Origin of the sequence: Paraflavitalea pollutisoli (assembly GCF_029360705.1) — a bacterium.
GTDB lineage: Bacteria > Bacteroidota > Bacteroidia > Chitinophagales > Chitinophagaceae > Paraflavitalea > Paraflavitalea pollutisoli.
Window position 1 is genome coordinate 1,269,887 of record NZ_JARKMX010000008.1, and the last position, 25,042, is coordinate 1,294,928.

The following is a 25,042-nucleotide window of genomic DNA, read 5'->3' on the forward strand; positions in this document are numbered from 1 at the left end:
AGTAACATATGCAATGCAACAATTTTGAACAAGCGTACAAAAAGGAAATGCGGGCCGTACAGGACTCGATGGATGTATTGTACGGCAAATGGAAAATATCGATCATCTCGTCTATTTGTTATTACAACAAAAGAAGGTTCTCCGACATTCTCGGCGACATCGATGGTATATCCAACAAGATGCTGAGTAAAGAGCTGAAAGAACTGGAAATAAACCAGCTGATCAAACGAACGGTACTCGACACACAACCAGTTACGGTACAATATGAATTAACGGCGCATGGCAAATCGCTGCAGACCATCATCAACAACCTGACGGACTGGGGCATCAAACATAGAAAGGTGATTACCGGCAAATAGGCAACACAACCGTTACCCGATCTGGCTATTAATGTCGTATATTTCGGTAAAACAAGCACCATATGAAACCGAAAATGATCTGGGCCAACTTCAGCGTACAGGACGTAGCACGTACCAACCAATTCTATACGGCCCTTGGCTTTACGCCAAATGGCGCCAACGATTATCCTCAACTGGCCAGCTATAAATTTGGCGACAATGGATTTGTCATTCACTTTTTTGAACAGGGGTCACAGATCGATGAGTACATTGAAACGGGGGCGCGCGACAGTGCTGAGATCATCTTCACCCTGTCTGCCGATACCGAAGAAGAAGTGAAGGAATTTGCAGCTACCGTTAAGGCCGCAGGTGGCACCATCCTCCGGGAAGCGGGAAGGGACAAGGCAGGTTACTTTGTACTGGTCTTTGCCGATCCGGATGGTCACCGGTTCAATGTGCTGTTGATGGATAAGATGTAGACTGGTGTGCTGTCAGGAAGCAACATCCCTTAATAACGCTTCGAGTTCGGCAATCTGAATTTGCATTCTTTTTATGCCAAGTTCTGCTATTCTTTTCGCCTTAGCCTTGTCATTCAAGGTGTGATCTGCAAAACTCGCAGCATCAATATAGATATCTGAACACTTCTCACTCAATTTCAGGAAGCTATCGTATAGTTGTTCTATGTCCTCTGCTCCAAATTGTTCAGACAGATCCGGATCGCTAACAAACTGCAGCAAGTTAGCAAAATACAAACTCATAGCACCGCTATAACCTGACTGCTTTAGAAAGTTTAAATAATCAATTAATGCATCGTCAGCATGGTTGCTACTGGCAGTTTCCAGAAAACCATCCACTTCTCTATTCTGCTTTATGAGTTTTTGTATATTATCCCTTATGGTCATATTTTCAGTTGATGGTTTCAAGTTCAATCCCCTTCAAAATTGTTTCAACAGAGTCGTTATACTCGACTTTATCGAATTCAAATATTTCGCCCTTTTGCGTACGTATTTCCATGACTGATTTGATGTAGCAGAACGAAAATGAAACACTATTTTGATTTTCCCGGAGCCCATGCCTGCGAGATCTTGAAAGTACCAAGGTGTATAAAGACTGACCTGCTCTTAATGTCCTATCAAAACCCTTTTCCCTCATTCGCCTAATCAAGCGAAGAATTTCAGTCTTGTTATCAAGCTGAAGTTCTTTATAAAAATCCTCAATACTGTCCCAACTCAAGACAAACTCACCTTCCACACCGATACCACTTTCGTAATAAGCTGAAAGTTTACCAAAATCTATTGTCGGAAATTCCATTTGCAAGACCGAAGGCATGGCTTTGTCACAAACCCATCTTTTTATTAAGGAATCAAGTCTCTCTAAATTTGAGCCAGATGCCTTGAAAATAATGGCATCATGCCAATGAAAGACATACCTTGGATTTGCATCGTAGCCATAATAGTCAACGCAGCAACTTCTGTTTTCATGCTTGAACCAAAGTTTGTAAGACCAATGGGGCTCTCCCATGACCTCATTTTGTGAAATCTTCAGCAACTCAGCATTTGATGCGTTTATGTCAGATCGCAACTTTTCTAAACGCCTCTTTTCTTCATTAATGAAATGATATTTACCATATAGCTCCTCAAGCGTTTCATTTCCTATCCAATTTTTAATGGATTCGATAGCAACTCGCTTATCAAACGTTCTCCCACTCGCAAAAATTTCATCATGCTCCTTGAAGCTGATGTAGAACTCCGGACCCTTATAACCTAAAGTCAACAAGCTAACGTCAAAACAATGAACCGTGCATTGCCTGTCTTCTTTGGCAACATAGCAGTTAGATTGCGTTCCAGCTGCGGTTAGCACGATTCCGATGTCTGATTTTGTCAGCCTGGCATTCAGCCCGAAAAACCTCCAAAGACTATTCCTTTTGTCCCGGAATTCAGATTTCAATTCCCGGTATAGCTGCTTTGCGTATATTTCTTCTTGGTGAATCATGTTTTATACAGATGTACAACAAACATTATTTTATGCAGATTTGGAAAAACCATACAGAACCTATATTATTGAAAACTAACTAGGGAAGCGGCTCGTGTTTTACAACTTTCACATGTCATAACATGGTATTTCAGTTCAAGTATTTGAATCCGATGTGTGATCGACAGCGCTTCTATAAGTCGTGGCCCTACTGTAGTTTGACAGCAGGCATTCATTTCTCGTTGATCACTCCCTGCTCTCCTGTCTGGTTGGCCTGAACTTTTCAGGGATCGACTTTCCACGGAAGTCTATGTAGGCTGCATCGAACCACCCGGTAAACCCGAATAGCGGACCAAATAGCTTGCTCGTCACTTTCAGGTCGAGATAGAACTTTTGCTTGTCATCATCATACCATTCCAACAACTCAATATTACCCCTGATGAGTCTTGGTATCGGCAGCTTAAGTCCTGCCACAAAGGCAAATTGTCTGCCTGAAGTAAACCGGATCGCTCCATTTTCAGCCGACAAACCCATTTCAAATACCATCCGGTGGTCCAGTCCCAAATACTCCACAATATGGTGTTTGGTTTCGCTATAGGTCGCCGTCCCGTCAAATCGCTGTTCACTGTCCGAAAAATAAAACACCCGGTTCATAGAATGCACCTCTCTCCCAAATCTGTCGACGTACGGATAATTGTGAATCTCGTATGCAATGTCTTTCCCTACTCTCGGGAAGAGGATATTGCTTTTGGACAAAAGCTTGAGAATAAAGACAGCCAGCTTATTGCCGTTCCAGATCCTATCCATGGTCCCCCTCCCAATAAAGGCTATGTTATTGGCCGTTGAAAAATCAAATCGCTTTTGAATTTCCGGGTGCAATTGCTCGTAAGCTGGCCCCATTTGCCGGCGGTAGGGCGAAATATGCTTTATGTCAACAGGTGGATGGCTCATTGGGGTTGGTTGTAAAACAGGCTCTATATTACTAAAACCTAACGAGATAGAAAAAACGCCGTGGCAGTTTTCTTACAATCGCCAGTACCTCATTCGACCTCGGCAGGTAAGTGCAGCCGTTAAAGCCTGTCGCACAGAACGCATCAGTACCACTTGCTGGTTGCCGTATGCCACCATAAAGCCTCCGCATGGCCACCGGATTGCCTACGGATTGCCTGAACGCTCTATGAAGCGGGGGCCATTTTACTAAGGAGCGTAGGCAATCTGCAGGCATAAAGCAGACCATCAGCCACCAGATCAGGCCCGGAATTCCGGCAGTAAAGAGATCAGCTAAGTGCATGCATCTTGCCATATCAATCATTTTAGATAAGCAAAACAACTGCTTTTCAACCGCCGGATCAATTGGTATGACATTTACTAAATGCCTGCTTTTTTTTGCAACATGGCATAAAAAAACGCCCGATAATCGGGCGTTTTTTGGTCATTTTCGCAGTTTTCAATGCCTTACACAGGCTCAGGGCTAAATACCATTTATACGGCATTTACTTTTTCCAGGCCTCGACAAGTTTCCGATAATGGATAGCCCGGTGCAGAAAGGCTCCAGCGGCATCCTTGCCAGGTTTCAACTTAATACGTCAGCACCACCCCAGCACCGAAGCCCATATCGGAATCATAATGCGCACGTACGCCCAGGTTACGGGTAAAAATATAGCGCAGGTCACCCATGTATTCCAGGTCGGTATTGACCATAAATCCTGCACGCAGCCTTTTCGATACCGGGATATCCTCGCGCATCATCGACAGGCGTACAATACCATCATGGTACACCTCTGCCTGCACGTTCACCAACATCGGCAAGGTATATAGGACGCCCAGGCTGACCGCCGCCCGGTTGTCCTTTTTATTGACCTGACCAAACAGGTTTTTTTCGTGCTCATCGATCCCCATTTTACGGTATCGCCAATCAAAGCCGATAAAAGGCATCAGCCATTGCATTTTACCAATAAATCGGCCCAGGTGTGTCTCTACCTCATAGCCGTGCATGTCATTGTATCCAAGGCGCCATTCTGTACCCAGGTTCCACCGCGCATTCATCAGCATGGCCTCGCCATCATTTCCATTGGTGGCGAAATCATTCTGCGCCATCAGGTGCGGCATATTGCTTTCATGCTGCAGCATGCCGTAGGCTTTGGCTTTATCAGGCAAGGCGGGATTCTTATAGTCCCCCACCGCAAACACACGGTTCATGCCTGCCATCATATGGTATAGAATATGACAATGAAAAAACCAATCCCCTTCTTCATTGGCCAGGAACTCGATGGTTTCCTTTTCCATGGGCATGATATCAATGATGTTTTTCAGGGGCGCCTGGCCACCCTTGCCATTCAGTAACCGGAAATCAAAACCATGCAAGTGAATGGGATGACGCATCATGGAGTTGTTGTACAAGGTGATCCGGAGCACTTCGCCCCTTTTTACCGGGATCTTGTCGGCCTCGGTCAGCACGCGATTGTCCATACTCCACACGTAGCGGTTCATGTTACCGGTAAGGGTAAATTGAATGTCTCTGACGGGTGCTCCGGCCGGCAACTGCGTACCTTGTGGTGATTGCAGCATGGCGTAGTTAAGCGTAACGATATCGCTGAGCGCATTGGCGTTGTACCGATTGGCGGTATCCACCATGTTATGGTGATCCATCTTGTTGTGATCCATCTTGCTGTGGTCTATCTCCGCTGCCATACCTTTACCTTTCTTCTTTGCCTCGCCAGTGATCTCCGGGTACATGACCACATTCATGTCCATCTGGTTCCAACTCATTTTCATCCCCATATCGTCCAGGTCGCCATTCATCTTCATCATATCGTTCATCATCTGCATGCCTTCAAAATATTTCAGGCGTGGCATCGGCGAAAGGGTCTGGCGCAGGCCACCTCCAATGAAATAGGAGGTAGATTGTGTACGATCTTCGGTCGTTGCCGAAAACTCATACGAAAGGCCATCTGCCGGAATAGTCACCACGATATCATAGGTTTCGGAAACGGCGATGATCAGCCGGTCAACTTCTACCGGTACTACATCATTGCCATCACTGGCCACCACCGTCATTTTCCCGCCGCCGTAGCGCAGCCAGAAATAAGAAGAAGCGCCGCCATTCGACACACGCAGACGCACTTTATCACCGGCTTTGAGCGCTTTGCCATCGATGCTTTTGAGATGGGTACTATGGGCTCCATTCATTAACACTTTGTCGTAATACACATCGCTGACATCCATCGCCATCATACGCTTCCACTCATTGGTCACTTTGGTCTTGAATTTACCGGCACGGATCGCCTCAACATAACTCTGTGTGGCGCCCTTCTGAATGGCAAACCAGTCATTGGCCGCATGCAACATACGGTGCACGTTATTGGGGTTTAGATTGGTCCACTCACTAAGGATAATCGGTATCCCGGGCAGATCGTCAATTCCCTTTCTGAAGGTTTTGTCGCCAGACTTCTTATGCATAATAAAACTACCATACATACCGATCTGCTCCTGCAACCCGGAATGCGAGTGGTACCAGTGGGTGCCCGACTGAATGATGGGGAACCGGTAAGTATAAACGGCACCCGGTGGAATCGGCATTTGTGTCAGGAAGGGAACCCCGTCTTCTTTATTGGGTAAAAATATACCGTGCCAATGCAGGGAAGTACTTTCTTTCAGTTGGTTGTGCACCACGATCTCCGCCGTATCGCCTTCCGTGAAGGTCAGTGTTGGCATCGGGATCTGGCCGTTGACCGCAATGGCTCTTTTATCCTTGCCCCCATACCTAACCACCGTGTCTTTCATGTACAGATCGTAGTGAATCACCTTTTGCGAAAAAGCCCCCACGCTAAGCAGCAACAGCCAGGCAGTGGTAATATATAATTTCCTTTTCTCGTTTGCTTTCTTCATGGTAATCGAAATAAAAGTTTCAAGCCCAATCAAGGAACTTACTAGTTGGTAATTGTTTCCACCGTGCTGCCGCAGGTCAGCATCTGGCTACCGTAGTAGGGGTTCCTGATCGTGTTTTCACGGCCTAGCCAGTTGGCGCCTTTGCCATTGCCATACATCGGGCAATGCTGGTAATAGATCGTATTAGCCAGCTTGGCCACTTTCGCCAGGGCTGCGAATGGCGCGGCCATCTGGGCAAAGCTATCCCGCTGTTTAGCCAGGTCTTTCGTTTGCGCGATACGATTTGCGGCGGCCTCGATCTCCTTGACGACCTTCATCCAGGCCAGGTGTTGCTGATGTTCCAACTTATTCATATCTACCGCGGCTATGGCTTTAAGCAGGCCATTCGCCGCCGTTGCTGCCGTTGTAGCATCAGACTTGACCAATGCATCCTTTAGTAAAAAATAGCCGTCAAACACTGCTTGCAGTGAGGATACCGATTGTGGTTTGCCAGCGTTGTGTACATCGTGCGACTTATCCTGCTCACCCTGCTGTTGATGACCACCGTGCGACTGATGACCACCAGACGTATCAACACCACTGTGGGCGATTTTTGCCTCAGCAGGTTTGAGTTCACGCTGGTATTGACAGCACGCTGGTAATTTGGCATACACATCATCAGGCGCCAGGAATTGTTCATTGTCGTACCCGGCGAGGGCTACCCGTTGTAGCACTTCATCCAGTTGGGTACTGGTGCTATCCCAGGTGATGGTAGCGATTTTAGTATCCTTGTTCCAATCGAGTATGGCTGCTTTTTTTTGATTCCCGGCTTTTTCAATTATCTTCTCGCAGCTACCGCAGTTTCCATTGATCTTTATGGTCTGCGTCTTTGCGTTGCTGAGTTGGGCGAAGCTGTTGGCAGTTACCAGCATAGCCAGCGGCAACAGCATGCTATTTACAAATGTTTTCATATTGTCTGTATATAGAAAGTTCAATAATTTAGATACCATGGCCCCCATGGGAAGATATTGCCAGACTCAAAAGCACGGCTATACCATCCTCGTGTTGTAAAGGGCGAAGCTAGAGGAAGCTTGTGGACAGCCTCACCGTGATCGCGTAGCATCCAATAGCTACGAATAGACACACTGATGGCTGTCGGGGCTTGAAGTTTAGCTTATTTTAGGAAGGAGCCAGGTGGAGCAGAAACCAGGGGAGATGGCATCGATACCGGCCTGGAAGCGCAGTGGGCGCGCTATATCAAACGGTGCAATACTCCTGGCATGGAGTAACACTTGAATGGCAGAGGCGGAACTACCTGTGCAGGTGCAGGATTGATGGCCACATTTTCCCTGGCATTTTTCTTTGCCGTTGCAAGCTTGGCTGCTTTTAGCGCATGGCTGTAGTTTGATATCCTTGCCGGCAACCCTTGCATGGGAACTATGCGTAGCGACTGTAGACACTGAACCCTTCATATGGTCGCAAGCGACCCCTTTTCCGGGCAGCAACAAGGAGCCCAGGCAAATCAGAAAAGTACATGCAATATGAAGTTTCCAGTTTTTCAACGGCACAAAGATATAACTTTCCCTCTTGCCGGTATACAATAAAAAGTTATAACATCCAGGCCAGGCCACCTGCTACCAACCGCTATTTTGGCTACAACATAACTCAATGAGGCAACATAGAAGCGTAGCAGCTACTAACCCTACACCAACTCCGCCTTCGCCAGCACGATCTTGTTATGGCGAAACGTCAACTCAAACGTGCCCCCTACCTGCCCCCCGGGAAAACCACCCGTAAAATCGACCAGCACATGGGCTCCGGTTTCACCCGACACGGTCAGCTTCACCAATTTCGTTTGGGTATTATACCCAATAAAGTAATCTTCGAAATACCGGCGGATGCCCTCATGACCAATAAATGAGCTACCCACCGAAGGATCGTCGAGTGTAGCATCCGGATGGAAATAAGCTACCCATCGATCCATATCGTAGGCATTGGCTGCCGACAGCCAGTCATTTACAAATGCACGAATATTCATACTGTTATTTGAATGATTCCTTGAAGGCGATCGGGGTAAGATGGGTCTTCTTCTTAAACAGCTTATTGAACGACTGAGGCTGTTGAAAGCCCAACTGATAAGCGATCTCACCTACCGAGAGTTGTGTATTGGCCAGGTACTCCTTGGCCTTTTCGATCAAGGCATGATGTATGTGCTGCTGGGCATTTTGACCGGTGAGCAAGCGCAGCATATCGCTGAGGTAGCGCGGAGATACGTTAAGCTGCTGCGCGAGATACTCTACGGTAGGTATCCCGTTTTGCAAAGGCTCGTCCGTATTGAAATAGTCATGGAGCAATTGTTCCAGCCGCGTCAGCACTTCACTATTGACGACCTGGCGCGTAATAAACTGCCGCTTGTAGAAGCGGTTGCTGTAGTTCAGCAACACTTCCAGGTGGGCCACCAACACCTCTTGGGTGGTGTCATCGATCGGATTGTTTAGTTCTTCCTTAATATTTTCAAACACCCGGAAGATCACCTGTTTCTCCTTATCAGACAGGAACAATGCCTCATTGGAAGCATAGGTGAAAAAACCATAGTTTTTAATCTTTGCGTCCAACGAGTAATTACGCAGCAGATCCCGGTGAAAAAGCAAGGTATACCCTGCATAGTCATTGCCTTCCTCTCCCCCCGATATGAGCTGATGGGGCGATACAAAGGAAAGATGCCCTTCATCGAAATCATAATAACCTTGTCCATACCGGACCTTACCGGTCAGGCTTTTCTTATAGGATATCTTATAAAAGTTCAGCAACAACGTAGTCGGCAATTCGTCGAAGGGCGTTACGATATCAGCATAATTGACCAGGCTGATCAACGGATGCAGTGGCTTGGGAAACCCCAATACCTCGTGCAAGGCAGAGATCGAATCGAATGAATGCGGTATGCTAGGGTCCGATTTCATATTTGTTGACCAAAGATCGGCAGGATCGACCAATTACAGGTTGCCCGTTTGACTTTTGTTGTAGCCAAAATGACGAACAGCCTGCTACCAGTAGCTTTTTAGCCACCAATAGCAGGCCGCTATGGATCACAAAAACACGTGTCAACAAACTGTCTACGATCGCCCATACCATTGAAATCGGTCAGCAAGTGATAGAGCGGGATCGCCAACATGCTGACGACTACAACTATATGGACGATTAAAAACGGCCGGGCGGCAGGCAAATGGCGCCGGAAGCCCACCACGCTGAGGTGTAAGATGATAGCATACAGTAAAAAAAGAAGGGTATTGTCCAACGCGAGTTTACGACAGAGCGGCTACAAAAATACCGTGTTTATACCTATTCTGGAGAACGAGTGAATACAATTGTGGGGCGACGCGTTTGCAGCATTCTTTCTGTAAATGGCCACAATCCGCTATCTTACGACTAAACCTTACTGCACCTACCAACTAACTGTCGACCATGGCACGAACCTCTATTGTATTCCTGTTAGCAGTCTCCCTGTCTGCCCATTCCCAGCAACCAGCTGCGGCAGACTCCTTACGCAAAAATTATATGACTGCCCAAAAATCGATCAGCAACCAGTTTGCAGCCTACTACTACCCAAACCGGGCTAAAATATACGCGTTACCGGAGCCCGCATTCCTGGCGACCATCGATTCCCTGCGCGCTGTTTTCGAACACAACCTGACCAGGTATAAGGAAAGCAGCCTGCAAGCCGACACCCCCTTTCTATCCACAGAGCAAAGAGACATCGACTATTTCTTCGACAGGATGCTCCTGGACTACCCCTACTTCCACGATACGCACGCAGGCAAAAAGGTGGTCTTATCGAAAGCCACACAAAGCAGGCTGGACAGGCACCGGCAAGACTTCAACAATCCGGTGTATCTAAATAGCCGGGATGTACGTGGCTACATCGAAGCATTCCTGCGTCACCAGACGACCCTGGAAGTAAAGAAGAAGACCTACCAACGGTCAGACAATAAAAGGCTCGATGCCTATCTGAACCTGATACCGGTTTATTTTACCAACCCAACCTGCAGGGAGTACTGGCAACATCATTACATCACTACACACCTCGACAATTGGGGCAGCAAAAACCTGGCGCCGGTAATTGCCTCCTTCAAGGCTACCTGCACCAATGAACGATACAAGCGGGAGGTAGATTCTTTATATACAGAAAGCACGGCAGCCAGAAAAGGACATTTGATAATGACCTATAAAACGGTAGATGGCTTCAACCTGGACCTGCACCTGTTTTTGCCGGATAGCATTGACAAGTCTAAAAAATATCCGGTAATGGTTTACTTCTCCGGCGGCAGTTGGACGCAAGGCAACCCGGAATGGGATTTTTATAATTGTGCCGCTTATGCGAAAAAGGGATGGGTGTCCGTGTCGGTCGAGTACCGGGTGGCAGATCGTTATGAGACCACACCCTTTGAAGCGGTAAAAGATGCCCGGTCGGCCATTCGCTGGCTGAGGACGCATGCCGGCGAGTACAACATCGACACCCACCGCATCGTGGCTTCCGGCAATTCTGCAGGTGGCCACCTCGTACTGACCACCGTACTGGCCGACGATTGGAATGAAAAAACCGACCACCGTCAATACAGTGCTTCGCCCAATATCGCCCTGGTCAATGCAGGGGCTTACAACCTGGTGGCAGACGAGCATACAGACTGGATATCCCGCGACCTGAAAGATAAAAGCCTCGTCAAAAAAATATCACCACTGCACCTATTGAGACCGGGACCCCCTCCTATCCTCATTATTCATGGCACCAACGACCAGAGTGTCAATTATGCATTTGCCAAAGAACTGGCCGACAGTCTGACGAAGCTGGGTAATGATTTCGAGTTTCATACCCTCGAAGGCGCTCCACATTATATTTGGTTCGACAGGCGGTTCAGCAAACAGGTGGCAAAGCTCAGGAGTGATTTCTTACGGAAGTATGGTTATGAGTAATGTGATGAGTCGCTAAAATTTCCCCGGTCACCGACTGAAATAAGGAAATTTTCCAACTCAATTTGAGACGAATGGACCACCCCCCCTCCTGATCAACCTACCAAACATTCGATAACTTAGTCAAGTACTACTTCCACTGCTTTTTTTTGATGCAACTCCCCGTTTGCTGGTCGCCATCCAGGCACCATTTCCATGTCATTTTATAACCATCAAAAATAGCCCATCTATGAAAAGAATGCTAACGGGTTTACTTGCCATCACGGTACTGTTTGCCGCCTGCGACAAACAGACAACCATCGAACCGCCTACCAACATCGATCAGGACGAAACGCCGGGCCGCCAGCCCCGGGAAGAAGCCACCGCCGTCGTTAATGCCGGCACTGTACAACAGTATATCCGCGGCTATGGCGGCGCCAGCATCCGCGGATGGATCGCCGATCTCACGACCGCCCAACGCACCACCGCCTTCTCCCCTTCCAGCGGCATTGGCCTGAGTGTTCTACGGGTGCGTGTATCACCCAACAGCGCCGATTTCGCAGCGGAGAAACCCACCATCGATGCCGCCAAATCATTTGGCGCTACCGTCATTGCTTCTGCATGGACTGCGCCGGCATCTATGAAGAACAACAACAACATCGTTGGGGGCAAACTCAATACGGCGTCTTACGCCGCATATGCTACGCACCTGCGTAATTTCTGCACCACCGTGGGAGGCGTATCAGCCATCAGCCCCATCAATGAGCCCAATATCACGGTAACCTATGAGTCAATGTTGCTCACAGCCGCCGAAGTAGCCGCCTTTGTTGCTGCCGAAGGCAGCAACCTGGGTGCCCCGGTCATGGCCCCAGAGACGTTTAACATGGATAAGACCTATATGGATACTTATCTGGCCAATGCCACCGCTGCCAGCAAAACAACGTATGTATGTGGTCATATCTATGGCAAAACACCGTATGTGTATTCACCCGGTAAGGAAGTATGGATGACGGAACACTACACCAACACCAACGATGCCAACAACTGGAACGATGCACTGGGCGTCGCGAAAGAGATACACGACTGCATGAATGCCGGTTATAGCATGTACGTATGGTGGTACCTGCGCCGCAGCTACGGCTTCCTCGATGAAAGCGGCAACATCACCAAGCGGGGATATGTAGCCGCTCATTGGGCCAAATGGGTGCGACCGGGTTACAACAAGATCTCCTGCACCGCCAACCCGACCTCCGGCGTGTACACCACCGCCTATAAAAGCGGGTCGAAGATCGTGATCGTAGCCGTCAACCAAAATACGGCCATCACTTATCAGCCTTTCACCATTAGCGGCGTCACCGTGCCCGGCTTCAACCGGTACCGCACCACCAGTACCAGCAACCTCACCAGCGATAGCTTTACCATCACTGGCGGCGCTTTTGGCATTAACCTGCCCGCTTCAAGTGTAACAACACTGGTTTCGTACTAGCGCATACAATCAAAAAAAATGGTTGCCTGTACGGGGCAACCACTTTTGTGTCCCCGCTGCGGGCAACTGGCTTTGTTGTAGCCAATGATCCGCAAGTTGCTACACCGGACTTTTTAGATCACGAACCGTACTGTCGAACATTTGTGCTAGGATTGGCAACAATTCAGCCAGCAAAAGCTGTTAAGTAGCGGCAACTTTGTAACTGTCTGTTACTCCGAAACAGCATAGTCCGTAAGCAAGCAACGGCAGGGTAACAGGCAGCTTACAGCAGTAGTTTTATTTTAGCAATATAGGCCCGGATGTTTCCACATCGGGCTTTTTTCATGTCCGCCTAAAAAGAACTCCCGGCTCGTTGCTGAACCGGGAGTCATCAATAAGTTTCAATCAAACAGGTTGTTATTGGCCAGCGCTGGCGCCAGGCACCAACGTGTACACCCCTCCCGCCTTGGTCGGGATATCATACACCACCGTCGCTTTCAGTTCGGGGGTGCTGATGGTCGTCTGCGGCGATACCACGGGGTTGGCGACCGGCTCTACATAATAGAAGGGATTAACGTTTTCACCTTGCGCCTCCCGGAGGTGGCTACCGCCCATCTTCAGGGCATTGGGCGTTCGCACACGCAGGTTGCCCCCCAGTTTGGAGCGGATAACCGCCTTGACCACTTTGCCCTCCTTCCACACCAGTTCCACCACTTCAAAACCTCCCCAGGCACGTAGTCCGGTTACACTGCCCGATGGCCAGGCATCCGGCAACGCAGGCAACAGGTCGAGGGCACCATCGGCGCATTGCAACAACATTTCTGTGATCCCCGCCGTGCAGCCGAAATTACCATCGATCTGGAACGGGGGATGTGCATCGAACAGATTGGGGTAAGTGCCCCCACCCTCGCGGTTAGTCCCCACCGGTGTCAGCTGGTTTTGGATCAACTGGTAGGCATGGTTGCCATCACGCATACGTGCCCACCAGTTTACCTTCCAGCCCATGCTCCAGCCGGTAGAGATATCGGTACGTTGTACCAGGGTATTCCGGGCGCCACTGTACAGTTCCGGTGTACGATAGGCTGATATTTGATTGGCCGGAAACAACCCGTACAGGTGCGAGATATGCCGGTGGTGATCGTTGGGATCGTCGAGGTCTTCGAGCCATTCCTGCAACTGACCATGCTTGCCCACCTGCATCGGTGGCAGGCGTTTACGCATGGCGCGCAATGTGTCGGCAAACGCTCCATCCCTGCCCAGCACTTTCGCCGCGCGGATCACGGTCGTAAATACATCGAATACGATCTGGTTATCCATCGTAACACCCGCATCGACCGAAGCACCCTGGCGACCCGCCGGCGAGTTTTCCGGTGACATACCCGGGTTCACGACCAGCCATTTTTTAGTGGGATGTTCGACGAGGTAATCTACATAGAACAACGCCGCATCGTGCAACACAGGGTAGACCGAATCGAGGAACCGGCGATCGCCACTGTAGAGGTAATGCTCCCACAAATGCTGGATCATCCAGCCCCCGCCGGCACTCCACACACCCCACAGCGCGCCATCCACGGCGCCGGTAGCCCGCCAGATATCGGTGTTATGGTGGGCCATCCAACCACGGGCACCATACATAGTCCGAGCCGTTTCACGTCCCGTTACCGCGAGCTCGCGCACCATTTGAATAAATGGTTGGTGTAGCTCGGCCAGGTTGGTGCGCTCGGCCGGCCAGTAATTCATTTCTGCATTGATGTTGATGGTATACTTGCTGTCCCACGGTGGCCGCATCTGGTGGTTCCAGATACCCTGCAGGTTGGCCGGTTGCCCGCCTGGCTGCGACGAAGAGATCAACAGGTAACGGCCATATTGGTAATACAGGGCAGCCAGCTGCGGATCCTGCGTAGCAGCAAAGTTTTTCAATCGCTGATCGGTCGGCAGTTGTGCAGCAGCGGTAGTGCCGAGGTCCAGCTTGACGCGGTTGAAGTAACGCTGGTACGCAACTATATGCGCCTTCCTGATCGAGGCGAACGGCAATGCTGCCGCCTGTCGAAGATAGTTGTCTGCCCGCGCGCTATCGTCACCGCTGAGGTCTGCATAATGATTGAAATTGGTAGCAATGGAAATATACAGGGTGGCTGCGTTGGCGTTCTGCACCGTGATCGCCGTATCATTGCGCAGCAGCTGGCCACCTTCCGGTTTAATGGATACCAAACCCGTAAACTGCACCATCCCCTGTACGCCTTCATGATCGATGGTGGTGCCCGTCAGGGCCAGCGTGTTGTTTTTTGTGACGCTACGCGATGCCCGGGGCTGTAAGGTGGACCAATATGCCTGAAAGGAGAGCTTGCCCGGTTGCGAAGCCGTCAGCCGTATGGCGATGACCCGTTGCGCCAGGGAAGCGATCACCTCGCGGGTGTACGTCACACCATCTACCTGGTAAGCCGTTTTTGCCACAGCCTGTTCCAGGTCGAGGTCGCGGTGATAATGACTATACGATGCATGCCCCGGGAAGGCCAGTTGCAGGTTACCGACGGGCTCAAACATCTGTCCATGTGATTTTTTGCTGATGATCGTCTGCTGCGCCAGCTTTTCCGCCTCCTTGTGCTGATTGTTGAAAATAAGCTGCCTCATTTCGGGCAGCGCCGCCAGGGCGGCCGTATTGTCATTGCGGTTGGGACTGCCGCTCCATACCGTGTGTTCATTGAGTTGAATCGTTTCCAGCGGTACATTGCCATACACCATACCACCCAGCCGGCCATTGCCCACCGGCAAAGCCTGCTCCCATACCCGACCGGCAGGCTGATCATACCACAATTTCAAACCGGTTGGCCCCTGGCCCCGGCCGGTTTGCACTAAACAAAAAGCAAGTAAGCACAACGACAATTTGTACATGCGAAACTATTTACAGCAAAAGGTATCTTATTTAAACAACAGTGGAGCAAAAGTATACAGGTTATTACGCCATACAGGCCAGGTATGGCCACCGGGATATTCGCTGTAGGTGTACTTCAGTTTCAGGTCATCGAAGCGTTTCATCATTGCCTGGCAATTATTGAATGCGATATCTTCTTTACCACCCATGGCAATCCAGAGCAGTTGCAGGTTATTGCTCACTGTAGGCAGGTTATCACTGATGTACTTGTATTGTGCATCGGAGATCGTTTGCTGCATCGGCAGCCATCCGGAACTGAACACCCCCAGGTAGCCGAAGAGGTCAGTATTTTTGATACCTGCATACAACGTTTGAATACCGCCCATCGACAAACCCGCCAGGGCCCGCTGTTTGGCATCTTTCGCTGCACGGTAATTGGACTCCACAAAGGGGATCACCACCTGCTTCAGTTCGTTTTCAAAGCTCCGCAACGCCTGTTCGGCCATTCCGCCGCCTGCGCCACCTCCCAGATTGCCATCCATCATCACGACCAGCATAGGTTTCGCCGCACCGGCAGCGATCAGGTTGTCGAGTATCAGATCCGTTTTGCCTTGTGTGGCCCATCCACGTTCGTCCTCTCCACCACCGTGCAAGAGGTACAATACCGGCAAAGCAGCCGTGCTTTGATCATACCCCGGTGGTGTATAGATGTAGAACCGGCGCCAGTTGTTGGTGACGGTCGAGAAATAGCGTTTGATGCGTACATCGCCATGCGGCACCTCCTTCAAGGCATAATAGCTGCCCCCTTTGAAGGGAATCTCGATACCGCTGGCCATACGCCCCATGCCGTAGAATGTTTCACTGGCAGGATCGGCCAGTGGCACCCCATCGATCAACAGGGAATAATAATGAAAACCCTCGCTGATCGAATCGGTGGTTACCTTCCAGTAACCGCCGGTATCACGCGCCAGGTCATACTTACGGCCCAGGTCTACCTGCACTTTTTGAGCATCGGGCGCCTTGATGCGAAAAGCCACCCGGCTATCGGGCATCACTTGCGGATAACCCGCCGACCGCACATTGGTAGCTGCGGCCGTGCCCAACAACGTATAGGAGGTCAAGGTCGTTGTATCAACTGGTTTGAACAGGAATTGAGAGAACATGTACAGGCCATTCTTCCACACTTTGAAATCGTGCACACCCGGCTCGATATAGTACACATGCGGCACACCTTTTTCGTAGAGGTAATCATGCGTACGCTTGCTGAAGGTAATGAGTCCGTCCTTATCGCCGCAAGAGATCCACAACAGTTTGAGTTGACGTTTTGCGGCTTCCGGATCGGGTACCAGTTGCTGCGGCAGTTTGGTATTGGGGGCAGAAGAGAATCCACCTACCCAGGCAAATCGATCCAGGTTACCCAATCCGAAGTTGAGCGATTGACCACCGCCCATCGACAGGCCGGCAATAGCCCGGTGCTCCCGGTCTTTCAAGACCGGGTATTTCTTTTCGACGAAAGGAATGAGGTCATTGAGCAGGTCTTGCTCGAAGGTGGCAAAAGCCTGCACCTTATCAGCCGCCATGATATTGCCGGTAGCCCGGTCATCTTTCATGGCACGACCATTGGGCAATACCACAATCATCGGCTCCAGCTTACCTTCGGCATACAGGTTATCTAAAATGATCTGTGGTTTACCGTGCGTATACCATTCTTTTTCATCACCGCCGATACCATGCAACAGGTACAGGACAGGATACTTTTTCTTTTTCGAGAACCCCGGAGGCGTATAGATCAGTGCACGGCGGTTGCTGCCTACCGTTTTGGAGGCATAGGTGATGGTATCGATCGTACCGTGTGCAATGCCGTCACGTACGAAATCGAAACCAGCAGGTGCTTCTTTAACAGCAGGCTGTGCCAGCGTCGTTACGGCGATCAGGCCGGCGCTCCATAGCAGGAATAGCGTTTTCTTCATAATGGCGAATGATTGGAATAGGTTAGCAGGAATGATCCTTTTGTAAGGTATGAAAGTACCAAAAGCGCGGGACATCGCCCGTCACCCCGCCCCTGCCGGCATGGTTTTGAGAAGATTAGAACATTTTAGCACCATTTCGTCAACAAGTTCCCCGTGTCGATGCCACTCACCGACATCTTCTACTTAACGCCAAGCAACGCCAGCATTTTTTCCGCATACCGGTCTCCCAGCATCCGGTAGCCTGCCGCATTGAAGTGCAGGTTATCTGCCGCATCTGGACACCCGGCAGCCGAAATAACATGAGCGTTGGTAATCGTTTGGGGCAAGGAAGCAATGATCTTGTTCATGCTGGCACATACACCGCCCTGGTCGGCGTGGACGACCTCGCCGGCCAGCAGTGGCACGGCGGCTGCATTGAGGCCGAGTTCTTTCAGCAGGTTGTCATAGACCAGCTTCACTTTTGATGGCCAGGTAGTATCACCCGTATTCGACTCGCCCTGGTGCAGCAGTATACCTTTGATAACGCCATCCCGTTGCGCGAGCTTCGCCATCTCCAGCAACCGCCCATACGGATTGCCGCCATATTCACGCGCCATATTCTTCAGCCAATCAGGTGCTGTAGACACGTAAGATTCATAGTGGTCTTTATCGAATAACTCGATCTTACAGCCGCCAACCGCCACGTTGATCACGCCGACCTTTACATTGGCCGGCAAGGAGGCTACCAGCCTGCGGCCGAAATAATCTACCGGGGTCAATCCCGTGCGGCAACGGCACAAAGGAGGTAGCGCCGTATACCAGTTACCCATCGTGCGGTTGAGATTGGGACAATCCACGGCTTCCAGCACCCGGAACCGCGGGTCGACCGACACGGTATCCTGCGGCTCAAACCGCGCATTGCCCTCCATATTCGACTGACCAAAACTGAGGAAAACATAAAAATTGGGGTCCTGGGCATACGTGCCAGACCCCAATAGCAGGAGAGCTGCCAACAGAACGGATACACACTTTTTCGACATGATGTAGTAATTACTTACACTATTTAAAAATCTCCTGCAGCGTAGTGCGCAGGAATTGCTTACAGTTCATCCAGGTGTGTCCACCTGCAACGATATAGGGTTTCACGCGGACTTTCTTCTCTGTGAAGAACGCAATATTTTTTTTGACAGGTTCGTACAGGAAATCTTCTGTACCCACACTGATGGTAAATAATTTCAGTTGCTGGTTGAGGACATTGGCATCGGGAGTCCAATTGGAAAAATTCTTTTGAAATTCTTCGGTAGCGGTGTACGGTGCGTACGAAGCGATCCAGGCAAACTTATCCGTATTGGTAAGGCCGATATTGAGGGTTTGTCCGCCGCCTACCGAAAAACCGGCAACCGCGCGATGCTTACTATCTTGCAATACCGGATAGTTGGACTCGATAAAGGGAATGATATCATTCACTACATCTTTTGTAAAATCTGCCATGGGCCTGGGCCGTACATTTCCATAGGGCATTACGATGATCATTGGCGTAGCCGACCGCTGCGCGATCAGGTTATCCGCAATGAAGTTGGCTCGCCCTACCTTGGTCCAGGTTTCTTCCGTATCGGAACCACCGTGGATCAGGTACAACACCGGATACTTTTTACCGGTTCCGGCAGCAAACCCGGGTGGCGTGTACACCAGCAGCGTACGCGTAACACCCAGCGTAGTGGAATGGTAGTAGCGGTAGCTTACCTGCCCATGCGGCACTTGTTGCAGCACATGAACGAGCGGTGTATCGCCAGGGATATCTACAATACTTCGCTTGAAACGCTCATTGGCGAAGATATAGGTGTTGTTGGGGTCCGCCAGCTCTACATTGTCAACGACAAAACTATACGGATAAATATCAGGTTGCACAGGCGGCACCCTCACGCTCCAGATACCCGATGTATCCTTCACCAGTGAAAAAGACGTATTGGCAAACTCACCTTTGACGGTAACGGTCTGCGCGACGCGTGAATAATAACGAAAGGTAATGCTATGATCGGTGTGCACTTCAGGCGATTGAATAGCGGGTGGGCGTTGTGCCAGGCCTTCTTGCAACGCCAGTGTCAGCACCGGCAACAGGATCAGCAATCTTTTTATCATACAGACTGTTATTGAAACAACAATTGAACGGTAGCAGCCAGGTATTTCCTGGTGTTCATCCACGTATGGCCACCATCGGTGATGAGGCTTTTGTAATTCACCTGTTTGGCTTTCAGGAAGTCCAAAAACTCCACCGTTGGTTTGTAGAGGAAGTCATCCGTTCCGACACTCACCCACAGCAGCTTGAACTGTTTGTTGGTATTATCTGCCTTTTCATAGATGAAGGGATAGCTGCGTTCCATTTCCTGGGTTGAGAGATAAGCGCTGTAGCAACATACCCAGGCAAAGCTATCCATATGACCAAAGGCCGCCCGAAGCGTTTGACCGCCACCACGGGAAAATCCGCCTACAGCGCGGCTGTTCCGTGAAGGGATGGTCCGGTAATTCGCATCCACATAAGGTATTACGTATTTGAGCAGGTCATTGTCGAAGTTCTTCGCCCGCATCAGCGCATCCGCGCCTTCCCGGGAGCTGGGATCACCTGGCTTGATGCCACCTTTTTGTTCGGCGACCCTCGCCTCCAGGTTGCCATAAGGCATCACCACGATCATCGGCTTGGCTTTGCCGGCAGCGATCAGGTTATCAAGAATGAAATTAGTTTTACCCACTTTGTACCAGGTCTCTTCCGTGTCGGTAGTACCGCTGATGAGATAAAATACAGGGTATTTTATGTTGGTATCATTATCATACCCTGGTGGGGTATAAACAACCAACGAACCGGTGGTACCGGAAAGGGATGGATAATAGGTATAGGAAACTGCGCCATGTGGCACATTTTGCAGGGAATGCACCAAAGGTGTGTCGCCGGGAATATCGACGAGGCTCGCCTTGAATCGCTCATTGGGAAAGAAAGCGACATTGGCCGGGTCCATCACATTGACGCCATCCACGATAAAACTATAGGGATAGATATCGGGCGGTATGGGCGCGGTAGTAACCTGCCAGATACCTGCCGTATCCTTCAACATCGAAACGGGGGCCTTAATAAATTGGCCGCTAAGCTTTACTTCCCGGGCCTTAGGGGCCAGGTAGCAAAAGGTAACTGATTTGTCGGCGTTCACTTGCGGAGAGATCACCAGCGGCCCTCTTGGCGGCTGGGCCTTGGCTGGTGCAACGGAGAAAAACAACGTGGTCGTAACTAGCAGCCGGCAGATCGTGTGTAGTGTCATATGGCAGTTGGTTCAATAATAATGGGCTACCCGATTAAAACAGGCAACGAGGTTGCCATTCAGCAGCATTAAATATAAACTTTCCCGTGCTGCAGATCGGCTCGCCAATCATTTTGAGACAATTGATACAATCAAACCCACAGGCATCATGCCCTTCAACGTTATCTCCATTATGTATGTTTCATTTCCCCCCGCTGCCCTGCATTGTCTTTGCGCTGACCAGCCATGTATTCGGAAGGCAGCATGCCGAACTTCTGTTTAAAGGACCGGGCAAAATAATTGGGCGTGGCAAAACCTACATGATAACCAATCTCCGCAATCGTCATATTGCTTTTATCCAGTAACAAAGTCGCCTTCTCCAGCCTGAAAGAACGGATGTATTCGACCGGCGTTTGTCCGGTGATCTCAAACAATTTCGTGTATAAAGTACTCCTGCTCATGCCAAACTGCTTGCTCATCCATTCTACCGAGAGCTGGGGATTGGTAATATTTTGTTCCAAAAAAGCGGCTATTTCCTGCAGTAGTTTTTCATCAGACGAATCGATCCTAACCTCTGGTGTAATGGTGATCTGTTTAACATACGTGCTCTTCATAGCGCTATTCAATTCGAGCAGGCTCTTCACCTTGGCTTGTAGCACTTCGAAATCAAATGGTTTGGTGATATAATCATTGGCCCCGGTAGCCAGGCCTTTGATCTGTTCTTGCTGATCGTTCAGGGCCGTCAGCAAAATGACCGGAATATGACTCGTCCGTTTATCGGCCTTTAATTTATGGACCATATCAATCCCGTTCACTTCCGGCATACTGATATCGCTGATGATCAGCTGTGGATGATGCGCCAGCGCCTTCTGCCAACCTTCTTTTCCATTGACCGCTTCAATGACCATATAGTCGTTTCCCAGGTTGTCTTTGAGGTAAAACCTGAAATCGTCATTGTCTTCCACCAAAAGCAGGATGGGTAAGGCCTTCTTGTGTTCTTTCCCGTTCACCTTTTTAGCTGCTCCTGTTTTCCCGACCTCCGGTATAGCGTGCGCGATCTCATCAGCCACCCCGGCGTCAACACCAAGCGGTAAATAGATCGTAAACGTACTGCCGTTATCCTTCTCACTGTCCACCTGAATGGTTCCGCCATGCGCCTTCACGAATTCTTTGGTGATCGACAGGCCGATCCCCGTGCCGTAATTCAGAATAGCCGAAGAAGCATCATGTTGAAAGAAGCGATCATAGATCCTGTCGAATGTTTCTTTCGGAATGCCGATGCCTGAATCGATCACCTGCAATTTTACCCAGGCATGGTTACCATCCTGCCTCTCAGGAGCATGGTCTACCACCACGCTGATCTGTCCTGCTTCCAGGGTAAACTTAAAAGCGTTGGACAATAAATTGAATAGAATACGCTCTACTTTATCATGATCAAAAAAGGTGACCAGGTGATCGATCGTGCTGCTGAACGAAAAATTGATATGCTTTCTTTCAGACAGGTCCCGGAACGATTCCGACGTATCTTTTACAAAAGCAATAAAATCTCCTTTTGATGGCTGCAAGGTCGGTTCCTGTTCTTCCAGCTTCCTGAAATCAAGCAATTGATTCACCAGGTTGAGCAATCTTTTAGCATTTCGCCGCACGATAAATAGTTTATCGAGCTTGCCAGTGGCTTTTTCGCCATCGATCAGTTGTTCAACAGGACCTGCGATCAGGGAGATCGGCGTTCGGAAATCATGGCTCAGGTTGGTCAGGAACTTCAACTTCAGCCGATCCAGTTCCAGCAAACGTTTCGCCTGTTGCTGCTCCTGTTCGCGGGCCAATTTTCGTCGAAGCGCCAACAGCACCCGGTAGCGACTGTACAGCACCAGGCCAACAATGAACAGCCCGTAAAAAACATAGGCAGCCGTGGTACGCCAAAACGGTGGCCGCACGACTATTTTTATCCGCGATTCCGCGGTATTCCAGATACCATCGTTGTTACTGGCTTTTACGTGAAATACATACGTACCCGGATCGAGGTTGGTATAAGAAGCCGTATTGTTGGTCCCGGTATAATTCCAGTCCTTATCCAGTCCTTCCAGGTGATAGGCGTAGAGGTTTTGTTTGGCCAGTGTATAATTCAATGCCACAAAACTCAACGCAAAATTTTGTTTGTAATCGAGCGTAATCTCCTCCGCAATGGAAATATGTTCATGAATTGGCGCATCGCTATCGGCAACAACCGACTTGTTCGACACTTTGAGATCGGTTAACAGCACCTTGGGTACATTGCGGTTTACCGTAAGTGCAGCCGGGTTGAAATAATTGATCCCATCCAGGCCACCGAAAAGGATATCCCCACCGGATAACCGTATGCCAGCCCCATGAAAAAAGTTGCTGTTCTGCACACCATTGTGATAGGTAAAATTCCTGAACTTTTGAGCGGTCGGGTCCATGCTGCTGATGCCCGTATTGGTACTGAGCCAGAGTTGACCGGCGAGGTCTTCCACGATCTGGTAAATGGTCGTATTCTGCAACCCGTCTTTTTCCGTGAAGCGCGTAAACTGTTTTTGCGGCTTGTTAAAAAGCGATAAGCCCCCGCCATCGGTCCCCACCCACATCCTGCCATGGCTATCGCAAAGCAGAGATTGTATCTTATTGCTCGGTAGCCGGCTATTGCTTTGGGTATAGATCGTCCAGCCATCTTTGTCGGGTTCATAGACGGCCAGCCCACCGCCGTGGGTGCCGATCCAGATATTTTTATCCGCATCTTCTACGATCGCCCGGATATAACCATTGATAGGCAAAAAACGTTCCCCGGCACCTTTGGGTGACGGGCTATATGTTTCCACCACCTTGTCATCACGGATAACATACACGCCGGCGCCGTTGGTGCCTACCCAGGTGTTACCACGGCTGTCTTCACCAAAACAATGAATATCCTGGCTGTACAGGTTACCAGAGGGGTTTTCAATTGGTATTTGCCGGGCCTGGCCCGTATGGCTGTCCCATACGATCACCCCCTTTCCATAAGTACCTAGGTATAATTTGCTGGTCTGTGATAAATGGATGGCCATGATGGGGAGAGGCGGCAGGGGCTGTCCCTGCAACCGGATCGGGAGGGGAGCTACCTGGCCGTTCCTGTGGTTGAATGCATACAGACCGCCATCGTAGGTGGAGACATACGTGTTACCGGAAGGCTTTTCGGCCAAACTGGTCACGATGAGGGGTACGCCACCATTATTCTTAAAGGAACTGCTCAGTTTTAGGCCAAACAGGTTGATATTCTTATCATACTTGTTGATACCACGCATAAAGGTGCCGAACCAGTAAATACCGTCTTTGTCAAACCAGGCACAACTGATCGCTTTGCCGGTCAGGCTGAAGATATTGCCGTCTTCGGCGCGGTAGGTCGTCAGTTTTCCGGTAGCGATATCCAGGGCGTTCAGTCCGTTCCTGGTACCCACCCATAAAAGCCCTTCATTGTCGGCCGTGATACAAGTCACAGCATTATCGCTCAAAGACGCTTCGTCGCCAGGCACATGCCAGTAGGTCTGGAAGGCCTGGTCGCCAGGCAACAGCCGGCTGAGACCATTTCGCGTGCCCACCCAGATCGTTCCGGTGCCATCCTGCGCCACCGCCCGTACATGGTTATTGGCTAAACTGGCGGGGTCACCTTCCCGGTTCACGAACCGTTTGAAGGTATTGGTGGCGATCGTATAGCAAAACAGGCCATCGTACGTACCGATCCATATGCGGTGCTGGCTGTCTTCAACGACCGTTTCCACCACTGTCTTTACGGCGTTGCCGTCTGCATCCGGCAGGTAAACTTCTGAAACAGAACGGGTAGCAATATCCATGACGTATAGCCGCGCGTATGCTGCGATCCAGAGTTTACCACGATTGTCACTACAAATGCTCTTGATGACCGCATTACCCGTCAACCCCGTATTGTTAATGGTAATATGCTCGAAAGTGTTTTTGCGTCGGTTGTAAAGGCTCAGCCCTCCCCCACCCGTGCCGATCCACAAATTGCCCGCCTTGTCTTCGTGTAAAGCCAATACTTCGTTGGCCCGCAGGCTGTTGCTATCGTCGGGGATATTCCGATACACCGTGAAATTGGTGCCGTCATATTTATTGAGTCCATCGGTCGTCGCCAACCACATCAGTCCGTGCCGGTCTTTTAAGATGGCAAAAATGGAATTCGACAGCAACCCGTCTTTGACCGTGATGGAGGTAAAATTAATATGCTTTGGCTGTGCATAACCCGTGATGGCCAGCAGCAACAGCAGCAGTAGGTATAAATATTTCATGACAAGCAGTATATGGAAAGCCCGGTGTGCAAGATCAGATTAATAGTAAAA

General features: G+C 49.9%; 17 protein-coding genes. 4 read left to right on the plus strand and 13 right to left on the minus strand.

The window, feature by feature from the left end; genetic code table 11:
- The first annotated feature begins 8 nt into the window (after positions 1 to 8).
- Positions 9 to 359: a winged helix-turn-helix transcriptional regulator gene (locus P2W70_RS18870; RefSeq protein WP_276483067.1), complete on the plus strand. Its 351-nt coding sequence runs from the start codon at positions 9 to 11 to the stop codon at positions 357 to 359.
- Positions 360 to 421: 62 nt separating this feature from the next.
- Positions 422 to 817, plus strand: a complete 396-nt coding sequence (locus P2W70_RS18875) for a VOC family protein (RefSeq protein ID WP_276483068.1) — start codon at positions 422 to 424, stop codon at positions 815 to 817.
- A gap of 12 nt (positions 818 to 829) precedes the next feature.
- Here P2W70_RS18875 and P2W70_RS18880 read toward each other — a convergent pair whose 3' ends face one another.
- The 7 genes from P2W70_RS18880 to P2W70_RS18910 form a co-directional block, all read right to left on the minus strand.
- On the minus strand, positions 830 to 1,261 hold the full coding sequence (locus P2W70_RS18880) for a hypothetical protein (protein ID WP_276483069.1): 432 nt from the start codon (positions 1,259 to 1,261) through the stop codon (positions 830 to 832).
- Complete coding sequence (locus P2W70_RS18885) at positions 1,245 to 2,330, minus strand: hypothetical protein (protein WP_276483070.1); 1,086 nt, start codon at positions 2,328 to 2,330, stop codon at positions 1,245 to 1,247. The genes P2W70_RS18880 and P2W70_RS18885 overlap by 17 nt, the downstream gene beginning before the upstream one ends.
- Before the next feature lie 225 nt (positions 2,331 to 2,555).
- Complete coding sequence (locus tag P2W70_RS18890) at positions 2,556 to 3,260, minus strand: DUF4166 domain-containing protein (protein ID WP_276483071.1); 705 nt, start codon at positions 3,258 to 3,260, stop codon at positions 2,556 to 2,558.
- A 627-nt stretch (positions 3,261 to 3,887) separates the two neighbouring features.
- Positions 3,888 to 6,197, minus strand: coding sequence for a multicopper oxidase domain-containing protein (locus P2W70_RS18895; RefSeq protein ID WP_276483072.1), 2,310 nt, complete (start codon positions 6,195 to 6,197; stop codon positions 3,888 to 3,890).
- Between the two features lie 41 nt (positions 6,198 to 6,238).
- Positions 6,239 to 7,147, minus strand: a complete 909-nt coding sequence (locus P2W70_RS18900) for a DUF3347 domain-containing protein (protein WP_276483073.1) — start codon at positions 7,145 to 7,147, stop codon at positions 6,239 to 6,241.
- Between the two features lie 731 nt (positions 7,148 to 7,878).
- Entirely contained in the window at positions 7,879 to 8,214 is a 336-nt protein-coding gene (locus tag P2W70_RS18905; protein WP_276483074.1) for a nuclear transport factor 2 family protein, read from the minus strand.
- Positions 8,215 to 8,218: 4 nt separating this feature from the next.
- The gene (locus P2W70_RS18910; protein WP_276483075.1) at positions 8,219 to 9,136 is read right to left on the minus strand and encodes a helix-turn-helix domain-containing protein; all 918 of its coding nucleotides are present in this window, start codon (positions 9,134 to 9,136) and stop codon (positions 8,219 to 8,221) included.
- A gap of 502 nt (positions 9,137 to 9,638) precedes the next feature.
- On the opposite strand from P2W70_RS18910, the gene P2W70_RS18915 reads away from it, so the two are divergent.
- Together P2W70_RS18915 and P2W70_RS18920 are read left to right on the plus strand one after the other, a co-directional pair.
- A complete protein-coding gene (locus P2W70_RS18915; protein WP_276483076.1) occupies positions 9,639 to 11,144 on the plus strand; it encodes an alpha/beta hydrolase in 1,506 nt (501 codons plus the stop codon).
- A gap of 226 nt (positions 11,145 to 11,370) precedes the next feature.
- On the plus strand, positions 11,371 to 12,606 hold the full coding sequence (locus tag P2W70_RS18920; RefSeq protein ID WP_276483077.1) for a glycoside hydrolase: 1,236 nt from the start codon (positions 11,371 to 11,373) through the stop codon (positions 12,604 to 12,606).
- 396 nt (positions 12,607 to 13,002) lie between these two features.
- Here P2W70_RS18920 and P2W70_RS18925 read toward each other — a convergent pair whose 3' ends face one another.
- From P2W70_RS18925 to P2W70_RS18950, 6 genes are all read right to left on the minus strand, one after another.
- Positions 13,003 to 15,405, minus strand: a complete 2,403-nt coding sequence (locus P2W70_RS18925) for a glycosyl hydrolase family 95 catalytic domain-containing protein (protein ID WP_276483078.1) — start codon at positions 15,403 to 15,405, stop codon at positions 13,003 to 13,005.
- A 99-nt stretch (positions 15,406 to 15,504) separates the two neighbouring features.
- Positions 15,505 to 17,427 carry an alpha/beta hydrolase gene (locus P2W70_RS18930; RefSeq protein WP_276483079.1) on the minus strand — a complete coding sequence of 641 codons (1,923 nt, stop codon included), beginning with the start codon at positions 17,425 to 17,427 and terminating at the stop codon, positions 15,505 to 15,507.
- Positions 17,428 to 17,606: 179 nt separating this feature from the next.
- On the minus strand, positions 17,607 to 18,446 hold the full coding sequence (locus P2W70_RS18935; RefSeq protein ID WP_276483080.1) for a sialate O-acetylesterase: 840 nt from the start codon (positions 18,444 to 18,446) through the stop codon (positions 17,607 to 17,609).
- 19 nt (positions 18,447 to 18,465) lie between these two features.
- Complete coding sequence (locus P2W70_RS18940; RefSeq protein WP_276483081.1) at positions 18,466 to 19,545, minus strand: esterase; 1,080 nt, start codon at positions 19,543 to 19,545, stop codon at positions 18,466 to 18,468.
- Between the two features lie 8 nt (positions 19,546 to 19,553).
- A complete protein-coding gene (locus tag P2W70_RS18945; RefSeq protein ID WP_276483082.1) occupies positions 19,554 to 20,714 on the minus strand; it encodes an esterase in 1,161 nt (386 codons plus the stop codon).
- 170 nt (positions 20,715 to 20,884) lie between these two features.
- Positions 20,885 to 24,991 carry a hybrid sensor histidine kinase/response regulator transcription factor gene (locus P2W70_RS18950; protein WP_276483083.1) on the minus strand — a complete coding sequence of 1,369 codons (4,107 nt, stop codon included), beginning with the start codon at positions 24,989 to 24,991 and terminating at the stop codon, positions 20,885 to 20,887.
- Positions 24,992 to 25,042: the final 51 nt, after the last annotated feature.

Bases quoted from the DNA above. Each gene is read 5' to 3' on its own strand.
- P2W70_RS18870 (WP_276483067.1), top strand. From the start codon at position 9: ATGCAATGCAACAATTTTGAACAAGCGTACAAAAAGGAAATGCGGGCC.
- P2W70_RS18875 (WP_276483068.1), top strand. From the start codon at position 422: ATGAAACCGAAAATGATCTGGGCCAACTTCAGCGTACAGGACGTAGCA.
- P2W70_RS18885 (WP_276483070.1), bottom strand. From the start codon at position 2,330: ATGATTCACCAAGAAGAAATATACGCAAAGCAGCTATACCGGGAATTG.
- P2W70_RS18890 (WP_276483071.1), bottom strand. From the start codon at position 3,260: ATGAGCCATCCACCTGTTGACATAAAGCATATTTCGCCCTACCGCCGG.
- P2W70_RS18895 (WP_276483072.1), bottom strand. From the start codon at position 6,197: ATGAAGAAAGCAAACGAGAAAAGGAAATTATATATTACCACTGCCTGG.
- P2W70_RS18900 (WP_276483073.1), bottom strand. From the start codon at position 7,147: ATGAAAACATTTGTAAATAGCATGCTGTTGCCGCTGGCTATGCTGGTA.
- P2W70_RS18905 (WP_276483074.1), bottom strand. From the start codon at position 8,214: ATGAATATTCGTGCATTTGTAAATGACTGGCTGTCGGCAGCCAATGCC.
- P2W70_RS18910 (WP_276483075.1), bottom strand. From the start codon at position 9,136: ATGAAATCGGACCCTAGCATACCGCATTCATTCGATTCGATCTCTGCC.
- P2W70_RS18915 (WP_276483076.1), top strand. From the start codon at position 9,639: ATGGCACGAACCTCTATTGTATTCCTGTTAGCAGTCTCCCTGTCTGCC.
- P2W70_RS18920 (WP_276483077.1), top strand. From the start codon at position 11,371: ATGAAAAGAATGCTAACGGGTTTACTTGCCATCACGGTACTGTTTGCC.
- P2W70_RS18930 (WP_276483079.1), bottom strand. From the start codon at position 17,427: ATGAAGAAAACGCTATTCCTGCTATGGAGCGCCGGCCTGATCGCCGTA.
- P2W70_RS18935 (WP_276483080.1), bottom strand. From the start codon at position 18,446: ATGTCGAAAAAGTGTGTATCCGTTCTGTTGGCAGCTCTCCTGCTATTG.
- P2W70_RS18940 (WP_276483081.1), bottom strand. From the start codon at position 19,545: ATGATAAAAAGATTGCTGATCCTGTTGCCGGTGCTGACACTGGCGTTG.
- P2W70_RS18945 (WP_276483082.1), bottom strand. From the start codon at position 20,714: ATGACACTACACACGATCTGCCGGCTGCTAGTTACGACCACGTTGTTT.
- P2W70_RS18950 (WP_276483083.1), bottom strand. From the start codon at position 24,991: ATGAAATATTTATACCTACTGCTGCTGTTGCTGCTGGCCATCACGGGT.